The organism is Ensifer sp. 22521 (genome assembly GCF_052044795.1).
Lineage (GTDB): Bacteria > Pseudomonadota > Alphaproteobacteria > Rhizobiales > Rhizobiaceae > Ensifer.
The window spans coordinates 61004-74610 of record NZ_JBQENM010000013.1 but is presented as its reverse complement, the minus strand read 5'-3'; the positions used below and the strand labels follow the sequence as shown (position 1 = coordinate 74610).

Genomic DNA, 13607 nt, shown 5'->3' with positions numbered 1-13607 from the left:
CTCGGTCAAACATGCGTTGCAAAGCCCGAAAAACCGGTCAAACTCGGGGAAGGCTGGCAATTAACTCTGGTCGCGCCCACATTGATCCTGTAAGCGACGGCGGAACGAAAATGCCATCTGAGGCGGCGGTAACCTGGCCGGAAACGAGAAGGTTCGGGTTCGCCACGCTTCATTTCAAGCCGAACTTGCTCTAAAGCAGATCGGACAACACGTTAAGTCATTCGGGGAAGCATCCATTCATGACCACCAGACAATCCAGCTTCAGCTACGAGGAAATCCTGGCCTGCGGCCGTGGCGAGTTGTTTGGCCCTGGCAACGCGCAGCTGCCGCTGCCGCCGATGCTGATGGTTCATCGCATCACCGAGATTTCCGAAACGGGCGGTGCCTTTGACAAGGGTTATCTGCGCGCTGAATACGACGTGCGCCCTGATGACTGGTATTTTCCCTGCCACTTCCAGGGCAATCCGATCATGCCGGGCTGCCTCGGCCTCGACGGCATGTGGCAATTGACCGGCTTCTACCTCGGCTGGCTCGGCGAGCCCGGCCGTGGCATGGCGCTTTCCACCGGCGAAGTGAAGTTCAAGGGCATGGTTCGTCCCCACACCAAGCTTCTCGAATACGGCATCGACTTCAAGCGCGTCATGCGCGGCCGGCTCGTGCTTGGCACCGCCGACGGCTGGCTGAAGGCCGATGGCGAGACTATCTATCAGGCAACCGACCTGCGTGTCGGTCTGTCCAAGGATAAGGCCGAGTAGTCCAGGCCTGCCTGCACCGAACGAAAATAAAGAAAAGGTCAGTATCATGAGACGGGTTGTTGTCACGGGCCTCGGCATCGTTTCCTCGATCGGAAACAACGCGGACGAAGTCACGGCGTCGCTGCGCGATGCAAAGTCGGGCATCACGTTTTCTCCCGATTTCGCGGAGAACGGCTTCAAGTGCCAGGTCTGGGGCGCCCCGTCGCTCGATCCGACCGAGCTCGTCGACCGTCGCGCCATGCGCTTCCTGTCGCAGGGCGGCGCCTGGAACCACGTGGCGATGAAACAGGCAATCGCCGACTCCGGCCTCGAAGAAACCGTCGTTGCCCGCAACGAACGCACCGGCATCATCATGGGCTCGGGCGGTCCGTCCACCCGCACGATCGTCGAAGCGGCCGACATCACCCGCAAGAATGTGAGCCCGAAGCGCATCGGCCCGTTCGCCGTTCCGAAGGCGATGTCGTCCACGGCATCCGCAACGCTCGCCACCTGGTTCCAGATCCACGGCGTCAACTACTCGATCTCCTCGGCCTGCTCGACCTCGGCGCACTGCATCGGCAACGCCGCTGAGATGATCCAGTGGGGCAAGCAGGACGTGATGTTTGCCGGCGGCCATGAAGATCTTGACTGGACCATGTCCAACCTCTTCGACGCCATGGGCGCCATGTCCTCGAAATACAACGAGACGCCAGCGACCGCGTCCCGTGCCTATGACGTCAACCGCGACGGCTTCGTCATTGCCGGCGGCGCCGGCGTTCTCGTTCTCGAAGAGCTTGAGCACGCCAAGGCCCGCGGTGCGAAGATCTACGCCGAAATCGTCGGCTACGGCGCGACCTCCGACGGCTACGACATGGTGGCCCCCTCGGGCGAAGGCGCGATCCGCTGCATGCGTCAGGCGCTTTCGACGGTGAAGGGCGATGTCGACTACATCAACACGCACGGCACCTCGACGCCGGTTGGCGACAGCAAGGAAATCGGCGCGATCCGCGAAGTGTTCGGCAGCAAGATGCCGCACATCCAGTCGACCAAGTCGCTGACCGGCCACTCGCTGGGTGCTGCCGGCGTGCAGGAATCGATCTACGGCCTCCTGATGATGCAGGCCGGCTTCATCGGCGAAAGCGCGCATATCACCGAACTCGACCCCGAATTCGACGGCGTTCCGATCGTTCGCAAACGCATCGACAATGCCAAGATCGATACGGTTCTGTCGAACTCCTTCGGCTTCGGCGGCACCAATGCGACGCTCGTCTTCCAGCGCTACAACGGATAACACCATGACGGGACTGATGACCGGAAAGCGTGGCCTCATCATGGGTGTGGCCAACAGCCATTCCATTGCCTGGGGCATTTCCAAGGCGCTTGCGGCGCAAGGGGCGGAACTCGCCTTCACCTACCAGGGCGAGGCGCTGGGCAAGCGTGTCAAGCCGCTTGCCGGCGAGCTCGGCTCGGACTTCCTGCTGCCTTGCGATGTCGAGGACATTGCGTCCGTCGATGCCGTGATCGATGCGATCAAGGAACGCTGGGGCAATCTCGACTTCATCGTGCATGCCATCGGCTTCTCCGACAAGAACGAGCTGAAGGGCCTCTATGCCGACACCTCGCGCGACAATTTCAGCCGCACGATGGTGATCTCCTGCTTCTCCTTCACCGAAATCGCCAAGCGTGCTGCCGAGCTGATGAATGACGGCGGCTCGATGCTGACGCTGACCTATGGCGGCTCGATGCGCGTCATGCCGAACTACAACGTCATGGGCGTTGCCAAGGCGGCGCTCGAGGCTTCCGTGCGTTACCTCGCGGCGGACTACGGCGTGCGCGGCATTCGCGTCAACGCGATCTCCGCCGGCCCGATCCGCACCCTTGCCGGCGCAGGTATTTCCGACGCCCGGGCGATGCTCTCCTGGCAGCAGAAGAATTCGCCGCTGCGTCGTACTGTCACCATCGACGACGTCGGCAATTCCGCGCTCTACCTGCTCTCGGACCTGTCGCGCGGCGTCACCGGCGAAATCCACTACGTCGATTCCGGCTACAACATCACCTCGATGCCGGCACTCGACACGTTGCGGACGGCCGACGTCGAGTAACACTCTCAACTTACCGGAAAACAGAACAAAGCCCGCGGACCGGCCTCGATCCGCGGGCTTTGTCATTCATTGAGCCGCTCAGGGAAATAGAAACAGTGCGAGCACGGCGACGACGATCGCCAGCACGATGAACCCCGTGTGCGTGCGCCGCCCCGGCTCCAGCGGCAGGTGATAGAGGCTCTTCAGGAACGACATGGGTACCTCGGAGGTCGCTCCATGTCCCTCGGCATGCTTGATGTCCTTGGCAACAGCCTCGGCCGCATCCTCGGTCAAGGGCGGCCTGTTCACTCCCCACGTCATGGCACTCATCCTCCGACGAGAAATACCGACGACGTCATGGTGAGCCCGAACAGGGGCGATGGCAACAGGCAAACTGTCGCTGCCCGTTGGCCGGAGCGCTACTGCATGTCTCCTTAAATCGACCTCGATTTAAGGACGAAGACATGCAGAAAATCAAAGTGCTACAGCGACCTTTGCGCGTCTGATAAGACGCGCGGCGCTGTAGGCCCGGAACGCAAAAAGCCGGGCGATTGCCCGGCTCCTTGCTTAATCCTTGATGGTCTTCAGCGCTTCGCCCAGAGCACCTTGAAGCGGGCGTTGCGGCAGGTTTCGCCGTATTCCTTGGAATTCTCGGCCAGTACCTGCTCGTAGGGCAGGCCGCGGTTGGCGACCAGCATCAGCTTTCCGCCCTGCTTCAGCGCCTTCAGCGCCGTCTTGATGATGGCAATGCCAAGCGCCGGCTCGGCGGCGTGGGCCTCATGGAAGGGCGGATTCATGACGATGAGATCGTACTTGTCGCGCGGCTCTTCGCTCGTCAGGTCGAACCAGTGGAAGCGCGCCGGCGTCGACGGCGCGTTTGCCATCATGTTGACGCGGGCAGCTTCGAGCGACTCATGGTCGGCTTCGAAGAGATCGACGCCCTTGAGGCCCGGCGAGGCTTCAGCGAGCTTGACGGCGAGATAACCCCAGCCCGCGCCGAAATCGGCGGCATGGCCGTGGAAATCGTTCGGCAGACGCGACGCGAGCAGTTCCGAACCCGCGTCGATGCGGTCGTGCGAGAACATGCCCGGCGAAGCCTCGAACAGGCCATCGACGCGTACCGGCACCTTGGCGAGCTTGTGCACCGCGTCGGTGACGTCTTCGGGACGGGTGAACCAGAAGGCGACGCCGTGATATTTCGGCAGATGATCGCCGTCCCATTCGAACTTGGCGATCCGCTTCTTCAGCGACTGGATGCCGTCTTCCTTGCCGCCGGCAACGACGATCAGGCCGCCCTCGCGGGTGCGCTTCAGCGCCTCGGCGATCCGGTCCTCATTCTCGCCCTTGTGCTTGCCACAGAGCACCAGCGTGACGTCGTAGTCCTCGCCGGTGATCTCGGGCGTCACATCGGCGCGCATGGCCTCCAGGGCGCGATAGAGCGGCCGCAGCGGCTGAACGGCGGCGATCGAGGCTTCGAAGCCCTTGGGCAGCCTGTAGCCCGCCTCAGCGCCGAGAAAGAGAACACGCTCGCCTTCGCCCGGGGGGTCGATCACACCGCTATCGAACGGGTAAAACAGGGTCTTCAATGCATCTCGGCTCATCGGTCTATCCGTCATCTTCCTACAAGAAAGGGGCGCGGAGCGTTCCGCCCCGCGCCCCGAATGCATTCGGGTGAAGCTCGCTTATTCGGCGGCTTCGCCGTCGCCCTTCTTCTCAGACTTCTCGGCAGCAACTTCCTTGCCGGTGGCCTGGTCGACGACCTTCATGGAAAGGCGAACCTTGCCACGCTCGTCGAAGCCCATGAGCTTGACCCAGACCTTGTCGCCTTCCTTGACGACGTCGGTCGTCTTGGCAACGCGCTCGGAAGCGAGCTGCGAGATGTGGACGAGGCCATCGCGGGCGCCGAAGAAGTTGACGAAGGCGCCGAAGTCGGCGGTCTTCACAACGGTACCTTCATAGATCTGGCCAACTTCCGGCTCGGCGACGATCGAGTGGATCCACTTGCGGGCCGCTTCGATTTCCTTGCCGGACGAGGAGGCGATCTTCACGGTGCCGTCGTCTTCGATGTTGATCTTCGCGCCGGTCTTCTCGACGATTTCGCGGATGACCTTGCCGCCGGAGCCGATGACTTCGCGGATCTTGTCGACCGGAATGTTCATGACTTCGATGCGCGGAGCGAACTCGCCGAGCTGGCCACGGCTTTCGGAAATGGCCTTGGCCATTTCGCCGAGGATGTGGAGACGGCCGCCCTTGGCCTGGTTGAGCGCAATGCCCATGATCTCTTCGGTGATGCCCTCGATCTTGATGTCCATCTGGAGCGAGGTGATACCAGCGTCGGTACCGGCAACCTTGAAGTCCATGTCGCCGAGGTGGTCTTCGTCGCCGAGGATGTCGGAGAGAACGGCGAAGCGCTCATCTTCCTTGATCAGGCCCATGGCGATACCGGCAACCGGCTTTGCCAGCGGAACGCCGGCGTCCATGAGAGCGAGCGAGGTGCCGCAAACCGTTGCCATCGACGACGAGCCGTTGGATTCGGTGATCTCGGATACGACACGCAGTGTGTAGGGGAACTGCTCGGCTTCCGGCAGCATCGGGCGAATAGCGCGCCAGGCGAGCTTGCCGTGACCGATTTCGCGACGGCCCGGGGAGCCCATGCGACCGGTTTCGCCGACCGAGAAGGGCGGGAAGTTGTAGTGCAGCATGAAGCGTTCTTTGTACATGCCGGTCAGGCTGTCGACATACTGTTCGTCTTCACCGGTGCCGAGCGTGGCAACGACGATCGCCTGCGTCTCACCGCGGGTGAAGAGCGCCGAACCGTGGGTACGCGGCAGAAGGCCGACTTCCGAGACGATCGGACGAACGGTTTCCAGATCGCGGCCGTCGATACGGCTCTTGGTGTCGAGGATGTTCCAGCGAACGATCTTGGCCTGCAGGTGCTTGAAGACGGCGCCGATGACTTCAGCGGTGTACTTGGGCTCCGCACCTTCCGGGAAGAAGTGTGCCTTTACCTTCGCCTTGACGGCATCGACGGCAGCGTAGCGGGCAGCCTTTTCGGTGATCTTGTAGGCGTCGCGCAGTTCGGCTTCGGCCATGCCGAGCATTTCGGCTTCCAGCGCGGAATGATCTTCCGGTTCGAATTCGCGCGGTTCCTTGGCAGCGACTTCAGCGAGCTTGATGATAGCGTCGATGACCGGCTGGAAGCCCTTCTGACCGAAGACGACGGCGCCGAGCATGACGTCTTCAGCCAGTTCCTTGGCTTCCGATTCGACCATCAGCACCGCTTCCTGGGTGCCGGCGACAACGAGGTCGAGCGTCGATTCGTCCATCTCGTCGAGATGCGGGTTCAGCACGTACTGGCCGTTGATGTAGCCGACGCGCGCGCCGCCGATCGGGCCCATGAACGGGACGCCCGACAGCGTCAGCGCTGCGGAAGCGGCAACCATCGACAGAACGTCGGGGTTGTTTTCGAGGTCATGCTGCATGACCGTGACGATGACCTGGGTATCGTTCTTGTAGCCATCGGGGAAAAGCGGACGGATCGGACGGTCGATCAGGCGCGAAACGAGCGTTTCGTTCTCGCTCGGACGGCCTTCGCGCTTGAAGTAGCCACCCGGGATCTTGCCGGCAGCGTAGGTCTTTTCCTGGTAGTTGACGGTCAGCGGGAAGAAGTCCTGGCCCGGCTTCGGCGACTTGGCCGAAACGACGGTGGCGAGAACGACGGTTTCGCCGTAGGTGGCGATGACGGCGCCGTCAGCCTGACGGGCGACCTTGCCGGTTTCGAGCTTGAGCTGACGCCCAGCCCATTCGATTTCAACCTTGTGGGTATCGAACATGTTCTGTCCTTCGTGTGCGGCGGACCTTTCCGCGGCTGTTGCAGCGCGGGTGGTCGAGGGGCCGCATGAAATGGCGCATCACGGGCAAGACAACGGGAGGCTTCACGCTTGAAATCGGCTTGTTTCCGCTTCACCGCGCCGCTTATCTGCGGCGTTGCGGCAAGCAGGGCCGAAGCATCCTGCAATCCTGCCCCATGACGGGCCATCGGTTGATCCGCGATACCGGCCCATCCGGTTCGCTGGATTCTCTCCGGGTGCCACGCTTCCTAAGCGGCCGGAGAGATCATTGGTCGAGCGTTTAACGCTCCATAAAAAAGCCGGCGGGCCGCAAAGACCCGCCGGATAAGTCGCTTAGCGACGGATGCCCAGGGCACCGATCAGCTTGGTGTAGCGCGCTTCGTCTTTCTTCTTCAGATAGTCGAGGAGCGAACGACGGCTGGAAACCATTGCGAGCAGACCACGGCGGGAATGGTTATCCTTCTTGTGGCCCTTGAAGTGTTCGGTCAGGTTGTTGATCCGTTCCGTCAGGATAGCAACCTGGACTTCCGGAGAACCGGTGTCGCCTTCAACGGTTGCAAATTCCTTGATGAGCTGAGCCTTACGCTCTGCAGCAATCGACATCGGATGATCCTTTCGATTTCGAGGATTTAGGGACGCCGTCAGCCGGGATGTCGTCCAGCTGCGGCCGTGAATGCAACGGGCATGCGCCTTTTGCTGGCGTGCCTATAAACGAATTGGATGAAAAAGGAAAGGGTCATGGACCTGCACCCCGATGGGCTTCCGGAGGGCCTCGGAAGCTTGTCGGTCGCGGCCAATTTCCGACGGTCGCGATCGACGCTCCGGCCGACCTTCGCGCCGTTTTTAAAGGGGCCCATCCGCATTCACGAATCTTCGTCCTTCGCCTCGCGCGGAATGGTGATCCGCCACTCGATGCCATCGGCATGCATCACCCGCTCCAGCGCGGCGTTCAGCGCCATGCCGAGCATGCGCTCCAGCACCAGTGTTCCGAAGCCCTTGCGGATCGGATCGGAGGGCTTGTCGGCGAGATCCGCGCCCTCCTCCCGCCAGCGAATGGCAATGCCTTCATCCTCCAGCGACCAGCTCAGCTTGACGACCCCGGTGGTGTTGGCGAGCGCTCCGTATTTGGTGGCGTTGGTCGCGAGCTCGTGCAGGGCCATGCCGAGGGTCTGGGCGATCTGCGTGTCGAGCCTCAGAGCCGGGCCGGAGAAGATCACGCGCTTCGGATCGTCAGGCGTAAACGGCTGCAACTGGTTCTGGGCGAGCTCGCGGAAATCGACCCCTTGCGCGGCGTTGGTGATCATCAGGTCGGTGGAGCGCGCGAGTCCGGCAATGCGCTTGCGGAAGCTGTCGGCGAAGTCCGACGCGCTCTCGGCCGAATAGACCGATTGGTTCAGCATCGACTGGATGACGGTAAGCTGGTTCTTCGAGCGATGCGCCACCTCGCGCATGAGGAAGCGGATCTCGTTTTCAGCCTTGCCGCGCGCCGCCGCTGCCCGTGCGAGCGCTGCCGAGACCTGCTCGACCTCCGAGATCATGTGCGGCCGCGATTCGATCCGTTCGCCGGCGCCGAGACGGCGCGCATCCTGCGCCACGAGCTTGACGCCCTGCGACAACAGCCGCGCAATCGCCAGCGAGCCGGCAATCGCGATGCCCGCGAAGATGATGCCGCCGAGCGACAGCCACAGGAACGACCAGACGGCCGGTGCATCGACGGTCGCGCTAGGCGCCCAGGCGATGATCCGCCATCCCGTGACGACGGAAAACTCGGTCGCGACGCGATATTTAGTGCCGTTTTCCTTGATGTTGCGGACACCGATGCTGATCGCCGGCACCTTGTCGAGGAAGAACGGTTCCCCGGCCTTGACGGCCGCATCCGACGAGATGATGACCTTGCCTGCGCCATCGACCAGTGCCGCGTTCCAACCGGGAGAAAGCGTGTCGCGGTTGACGGCCTTGGCCATGTTCTCGGCGTTTTGCGTCAGCGTCAGCAGATACTCCTCACCGGTCGCCAATTTCGCCGGCAGATAGACGTTGAAAACCCACTTTCCCGCGGTCTGGCCAAAGAAGACGTTGGAGACGAGCGGCGCACCATTGTTGGTGAAGGCCCGCTCGACCGAGCCCGTATCCGAGGCTTTGCTGAGTTGCGCACCGAAAGGCACCCTGGTGTTGAGCCGCTGGTTGTGCTTGCGGTCGATGACGATCAGGTAGGAGTCCGTTTCGGCGAGCGCCGTGGCGGCCCTGCGGTAGAAGGCCTCCATATTGCCGTCTTCGATCTCTTGCGATGTCGACAGCACCTTGAGCGTCGTCAGCATGCCCTCGATGTCACGTTCGACGATGCGCGTCACCGACCCGGTCGAAGCCTGCAGCAGCGCCGTGATCACCTGTTCCTGCTGGTCGACGCTGCGCTTCAGCACGACGAGCGAAAAAATGAAGGCCGGAACGATGGCCACCAGGAGCAGCGACGTCAGATAAAAACTGAACGGCCGGGTCAGGCGATGACGAACGAGATCGACGATCGTCGCCAGACCGTTCGCAGCCTTCCGCTTTTCTTCGTCCAGCACGCCCGTCACCTCAGTCGCCCTTCTTCGTTCCGCACCGGCACACAGCCGCTTTCGGCGCGCGCCGCAAGAGACGGTGCGATCGGCAGTCGGCTCCGGAGCACGGGACGGAAACGGAATCACCTCGGATGGATTGGAAGCCCATGCCGGGGATCATGCGTCAAGGATGGGGCAAAGGCAAACGCTTCCGGGCGCTTAGCCGGTGGCGAAAACACGCTTCGGGCGGAACTCACCCTCGGCGATCTCACCGATGGCGACCAGCTTGCCGCGTGCCGTCGCATAGGCTTCAGGCGTCGCAAGCGGCGCATCGCGGCCGCGCAGGATGATGGGATTGCCCATTCTCAGGCGGTGCGCCTGATCATCGTTGACGGCAACATGCGGAAGGTTGGAAAGCGCTTCACCGGTCTCGATCAGATAGGCGTCGAGCGCCGCCAGGCGTTCTTCGTCGCTCTCGATTTTCTCCAGCGCCACCAGATCGGCGAGCGGCACCATGTCCTCTTCACCAAACGGTGCGACAAAGGTGCGGCGCAGCGAGGCGATGTGGCCGAAACAACCGAGATCGCGACCCATGTCACGCGCGAGCGAACGCACATAGGTGCCCTTGCCGCACTCGATTTCGAAATGCGCGAGGTTGGGAGCGGCACCCAAGAGCGTCAGCCGGTGCACCTCGACCTCGCGGGCCGGAATTTCGACCGTTTCGCCATCGCGGGCGAGATCGTAGGCGCGCTCGCCATCGATCTTGATCGCAGAGAACTGCGGCGGCACCTGGCTGATGACGCCGGTATATTTCGGCAGCAGCGCGCGGATCGCCTCTTCGTTCGGTCGTTCGGTCGAGGAATGCGTGACCTCGCCTTCGAGATCGTCGGTCGAGCGTTCCTCGCCCCAGGCAACGGTGAATTCGTAGATCTTGCGGCCGTCCATCACGTAAGGAACGGTCTTCGTCGCATCACCGAGTGCAATCGGCAACATACCGGACGCCAACGGGTCGAGCGTGCCGGCATGACCGGCCTTCTGGGCCTTGAACAGCCACTTGATCTTCGAGACGGCTTCAGTGGAGCCGAAGTCAAGCGGCTTGTCGAGGATCAGCCAGCCCGAGATCGGGCGGCCCTTGGGCTTACGCGGTTTGGACATGAAATCTACTATTCTTCGTCTTCGCTGGACTGGTCGAGATCGCGGCTGACTTCCGGCGAGCGCAGCAGCTCATCGATCTTCTTGTAGTTGTCGAAGCTCGTATCGTCGCGGAAACGAACGTCGGGCATGTATTTCATCTGCCGAAGCTGGGGGCCGAGGCGGCCGCGAATGTACTTGGCATTGCGGTTCAGCGCGTCGATGACTTCGTCATGGTTGGGCACGCCGAGCGGCGTGACATAGGCCGTGGCGATCTTCAGATCCGGCGACATGCGCACTTCCGAGATCGCGATGACGGTCTTCTCGATCACGGGATCGCGGACCTCGCCGCGCTGCAGAACCTGGGTGATGGCAGCGCGCACCTGTTCGCCGACGCGCAGCATGCGCTGTGAAGGGGCAGAGGATGTGGCTTTGGTCATGGACGGTACCTCAAAAAAATGCGAGCGCCGAAGGACAACCCGGCGCCCGCATAATCTCTAATCGGACGGTTCTTAAAGCGTCCGCGTGATGTGCTCTACGCGGAAGCACTCGATCGTATCGCCGGCGCGGATGTCTTCGTAGTTCTCGAAGGCCATACCGCACTCCTGACCGACGTTGACTTCCGAGACTTCGTCCTTGAAGCGCTTGAGGGTCTTGAGCTTGCCTTCGTGGATAACGACGTTGTCGCGAACCAGACGGACGCCGACGCCACGCTCGACCTTGCCTTCGGTGACGCGGCAACCCGCGACCTTGCCGACCTTGGTGATGTTGAACACCTCCAGGATTTCGGCGTTGCCGAGGAAGGTTTCGCGGCGCTCCGGCGAGAGCAGACCGGACATCGCCGCCTTCACGTCATCCACCAGATCGTAGATGATGTTGTAGTAGCGGATTTCGATGCCGGCACGCTCGGCTGCCGAACGGGCCTGCGCGTTGGCGCGGACGTTGAAGCCGATGATCGCAGCGTTCGACGCCTCGGCGAGCGAGATGTCGGACTCGGTGATACCACCGGCACCCGAATGCACGATGCGCGCACGCACTTCGTCGGTTCCGAGCTTGTCGAGAGCACCGGCGATCGCTTCGATCGAACCCTGCACGTCGCCCTTGATGACCAGCGGGAACTCCTTGAGACCGGAGGTCTGGAGCTGGGTCATCATCTGCTCGAGCGAACCGCGCGAGCCCGACTGACGGGCAACCTGCTTCTCGCGGGCGAGACGCTGGCGGTATTCCGAAATCTCGCGGGCGCGGCTTTCGTTTTCGACGACGGCGAACTTGTCACCGGCCGCCGGCGTACCCGAAAGACCGAGAACCTCGACCGGCATCGACGGACCGGCTTCCTTGACGTGCTCACCCTTGTCGTTGACCAGAGCGCGTACACGGCCCCACTGGTCGCCGGCGACGATGATCTGGCCAGGACGCAGCGTGCCCTTCTGGACGAGGACGGTTGCAACCGCACCGCGACCACGGTCAAGCTCGGCTTCAACCACCGTACCTTCGGCCGTCCGGTTCGGATTGGCGCGCAAATCGAGGATTTCGGACTGCAGCAGGATCGCTTCCAGCAGCTTGTCGAGGTTGGTGCCGTTCTTCGCGGATACTTCCACGTCGAGAACTTCACCGCCCATGGATTCGACGAAGACTTCGTGCTGCAGCAGCTCGGTGCGAACCTTCTGCGGGTTCGCCGTCGGCTTGTCGACCTTGTTGATCGCCACGATGATCGGAACACCGGCCGCCTTGGCGTGGTTGATCGATTCGATCGTCTGCGGCATCACGCTGTCGTCGGCCGCAACCACCAGGATCGCGATGTCGGTCGCCTGGGCACCGCGGGCACGCATGGCGGTGAACGCCGCGTGGCCGGGGGTGTCGATGAAGGTGATCTTGTTGCCGTTCTGCTCGACCTGATAGGCGCCGATGTGCTGGGTGATGCCACCGGCTTCGCCGGCCACCACGTTGGCGTGGCGGATCGCATCAAGCAGCGAGGTCTTGCCGTGGTCGACGTGACCCATGATCGTGACGATCGGCGGACGCGGCAACAGCTCCTCATCGGAATCGGTCACGTTGAAGATGCCTTCCTCGACGTCGGATTCCGAAACGCGCTTGACCGTATGGCCGAATTCGCCGGCGATGAGTTCAGCCATATCGGCGTCGATCAGATCGCCGGGCTTCATCATCTGGCCTTCCTTCATCAGGTACTTGATGACGTCGACGGCGCGTTCAGACATGCGCTGCGACAGTTCCTGAATGGTGATGGTCTCAGGCAGGATGACTTCGCGCGAGATCTTCTCGCGGGTTTCCTGCATCTGGCTGCGCTTGAACTTCTCCTGGCGGCGACGCATGGCCGACAGCGAACGGGCGCGCTGGCCGCCATCCTCGTCGACGGCAGCGGTCAGCGTCAGCTTGCCCTGGCGACGACCGTCGTCGGCCTTCGGGCGGGCAGGAACCTTGGCAGGCTCAGGACGCACGACCTTGCCGCGTGCCGGGCCCGCGCCCGAACGCGGACCACGATCGTCATCCTTTTCGTTGTCGACCTTACGGCCGCGCAGAGCGCCGGCCGGAGCCGGGGTCGGAAGTCCAGTTGCCGCTTCAGCAGGCCGTGCAGCCTGCGGGCGGTTGTCGACGCGACGCTCAGTGGAAGCCGGTGCGCGAGCTGCCACGGGGCGCTCTTCGACAACCTCTTCGGCCTTTGCTTCAGGCTCGACAGCCGGGCGGGCCGCTTCTTCAGCGGCGCGGCGTGCGGCCTCTTCCTTCTCCTGAAGGAGACGGGCTTCTTCCTCGCGCTTGCGGCGTGCTTCGTTCTCGGCGCGGATGACCGCTTCTTCGGCATCGCGGATCTGCGCTTCGGCGAGAGCACGGCGGCGCGCATCGATCTCACCGGCGGAAAGCTGGTTCAGAACGACACCCACACGCGGACGGTTGGCCTGATTGGCTTCCTGGCGCGTCGAGTGCTGCTGCGGCTGCGGGGCCGGGCGGCCGGAAGGCTGCGGCTGAGCCGGACGCTGTTCGACCGGGCGTGCTGCGGGAGCCGCGGCGACCGGCGTGATCGGACGCTCGTCCTTGGGGCGATGGAAGGGGCGTTTCTTGGTTTCGACCACGACCGCCTTGGTGCGGCCACGGCCCATGTCCTGACGCACGGTCCCCTGCGAAACCCCGTGGGGTTTCAGGGTCAGCGTCTTCTTGCCTGCTGCGCTGCCTGTCTTGTCGTCGTTGTTGTCGGTCATTCCGTTCCGTTCCTAGCGATCAGGGCCGGATGCGTATCACCTGACCCTGTCTTCCAAATTG

Annotated in this window: 12 protein-coding genes; 4 read left to right on the top strand and 8 right to left on the bottom strand. The window is 62.6% G+C overall.

Annotated features, from left to right (window positions below; all coding sequences use genetic code 11):
* Positions 1-239 precede the first annotated feature (239 nt).
* Genes fabA through fabI form a run of 3 tightly spaced genes read left to right on the top strand, consistent with a single transcriptional unit; the run spans position 240 to position 2836 of the window.
* Complete coding sequence (gene fabA / locus ACTJKE_RS20915; RefSeq protein ID WP_029742379.1) at positions 240-755, top strand: 3-hydroxyacyl-[acyl-carrier-protein] dehydratase FabA; 516 nt, start codon at positions 240-242, stop codon at positions 753-755.
* Between the two features lie 46 nt (positions 756-801).
* Positions 802-2025: a beta-ketoacyl-ACP synthase I gene (fabB, locus tag ACTJKE_RS20910; RefSeq protein WP_057247826.1), complete on the top strand. Its 1224-nt coding sequence runs from the start codon at positions 802-804 to the stop codon at positions 2023-2025.
* A gap of 4 nt (positions 2026-2029) precedes the next feature.
* A complete protein-coding gene (gene fabI, locus ACTJKE_RS20905) occupies positions 2030-2836 on the top strand; it encodes an enoyl-ACP reductase FabI (protein ID WP_058326189.1) in 807 nt (268 codons plus the stop codon).
* A 78-nt stretch (positions 2837-2914) separates the two neighbouring features.
* Here the strand turns inward: fabI and ACTJKE_RS20900 are convergent, their stop codons facing one another.
* From ACTJKE_RS20900 to pnp, 3 genes are all read right to left on the bottom strand, one after another.
* Complete coding sequence (locus ACTJKE_RS20900) at positions 2915-3136, bottom strand: hypothetical protein (RefSeq protein ID WP_058324522.1); 222 nt, start codon at positions 3134-3136, stop codon at positions 2915-2917.
* A 263-nt stretch (positions 3137-3399) separates the two neighbouring features.
* On the bottom strand, positions 3400-4416 hold the full coding sequence (locus ACTJKE_RS20895; protein ID WP_058324521.1) for a class I SAM-dependent methyltransferase: 1017 nt from the start codon (positions 4414-4416) through the stop codon (positions 3400-3402).
* An 81-nt stretch (positions 4417-4497) separates the two neighbouring features.
* Positions 4498-6648 carry a polyribonucleotide nucleotidyltransferase gene (gene pnp, locus ACTJKE_RS20890; protein ID WP_113512234.1) on the bottom strand — a complete coding sequence of 717 codons (2151 nt, stop codon included), beginning with the start codon at positions 6646-6648 and terminating at the stop codon, positions 4498-4500.
* Positions 6649-6713: 65 nt separating this feature from the next.
* Here pnp and ACTJKE_RS20885 point away from each other — a divergent pair, with 65 nt between their 5' ends.
* A complete protein-coding gene (locus ACTJKE_RS20885; protein WP_058326187.1) occupies positions 6714-6950 on the top strand; it encodes a hypothetical protein in 237 nt (78 codons plus the stop codon).
* A 49-nt stretch (positions 6951-6999) separates the two neighbouring features.
* Here ACTJKE_RS20885 and rpsO read toward each other — a convergent pair whose 3' ends face one another.
* The 5 genes from rpsO to infB all read right to left on the bottom strand — a co-directional run bounded on the left by rpsO (position 7000) and on the right by infB (position 13546).
* Positions 7000-7269: a 30S ribosomal protein S15 gene (gene rpsO / locus ACTJKE_RS20880; RefSeq protein WP_029742369.1), complete on the bottom strand. Its 270-nt coding sequence runs from the start codon at positions 7267-7269 to the stop codon at positions 7000-7002.
* A 260-nt stretch (positions 7270-7529) separates the two neighbouring features.
* Positions 7530-9239, bottom strand: a complete 1710-nt coding sequence (locus tag ACTJKE_RS20875; RefSeq protein ID WP_113512235.1) for a sensor histidine kinase — start codon at positions 9237-9239, stop codon at positions 7530-7532.
* Between the two features lie 183 nt (positions 9240-9422).
* Entirely contained in the window at positions 9423-10358 is a 936-nt protein-coding gene (gene truB / locus ACTJKE_RS20870; protein WP_057247820.1) for a tRNA pseudouridine(55) synthase TruB, read from the bottom strand.
* 8 nt (positions 10359-10366) lie between these two features.
* On the bottom strand, positions 10367-10774 hold the full coding sequence (rbfA, locus tag ACTJKE_RS20865) for a 30S ribosome-binding factor RbfA (protein WP_063893313.1): 408 nt from the start codon (positions 10772-10774) through the stop codon (positions 10367-10369).
* Positions 10775-10846: 72 nt separating this feature from the next.
* Positions 10847-13546 (bottom strand): translation initiation factor IF-2, encoded by a 2700-nt coding sequence (gene infB / locus ACTJKE_RS20860; protein WP_058326186.1) that lies wholly within the window; start codon positions 13544-13546, stop codon positions 10847-10849.
* Positions 13547-13607: the final 61 nt, after the last annotated feature.

Excerpts from the sequence above, each read along its gene's own strand:
- fabA (WP_029742379.1), top strand. The coding sequence starts at position 240 with ATGACCACCAGACAATCCAGCTTCAGCTACGAGGAAATCCTGGCCTGC.
- fabB (WP_057247826.1), top strand. The coding sequence starts at position 802 with ATGAGACGGGTTGTTGTCACGGGCCTCGGCATCGTTTCCTCGATCGGA.
- fabI (WP_058326189.1), top strand. The coding sequence starts at position 2,030 with ATGACGGGACTGATGACCGGAAAGCGTGGCCTCATCATGGGTGTGGCC.
- ACTJKE_RS20900 (WP_058324522.1), bottom strand. The coding sequence starts at position 3,136 with ATGACGTGGGGAGTGAACAGGCCGCCCTTGACCGAGGATGCGGCCGAG.
- ACTJKE_RS20895 (WP_058324521.1), bottom strand. The coding sequence starts at position 4,416 with ATGAGCCGAGATGCATTGAAGACCCTGTTTTACCCGTTCGATAGCGGT.
- pnp (WP_113512234.1), bottom strand. The coding sequence starts at position 6,648 with ATGTTCGATACCCACAAGGTTGAAATCGAATGGGCTGGGCGTCAGCTC.
- ACTJKE_RS20885 (WP_058326187.1), top strand. The coding sequence starts at position 6,714 with ATGAAATGGCGCATCACGGGCAAGACAACGGGAGGCTTCACGCTTGAA.
- rpsO (WP_029742369.1), bottom strand. The coding sequence starts at position 7,269 with ATGTCGATTGCTGCAGAGCGTAAGGCTCAGCTCATCAAGGAATTTGCA.
- truB (WP_057247820.1), bottom strand. The coding sequence starts at position 10,358 with ATGTCCAAACCGCGTAAGCCCAAGGGCCGCCCGATCTCGGGCTGGCTG.
- rbfA (WP_063893313.1), bottom strand. The coding sequence starts at position 10,774 with ATGACCAAAGCCACATCCTCTGCCCCTTCACAGCGCATGCTGCGCGTC.
- infB (WP_058326186.1), bottom strand. The coding sequence starts at position 13,546 with ATGACCGACAACAACGACGACAAGACAGGCAGCGCAGCAGGCAAGAAG.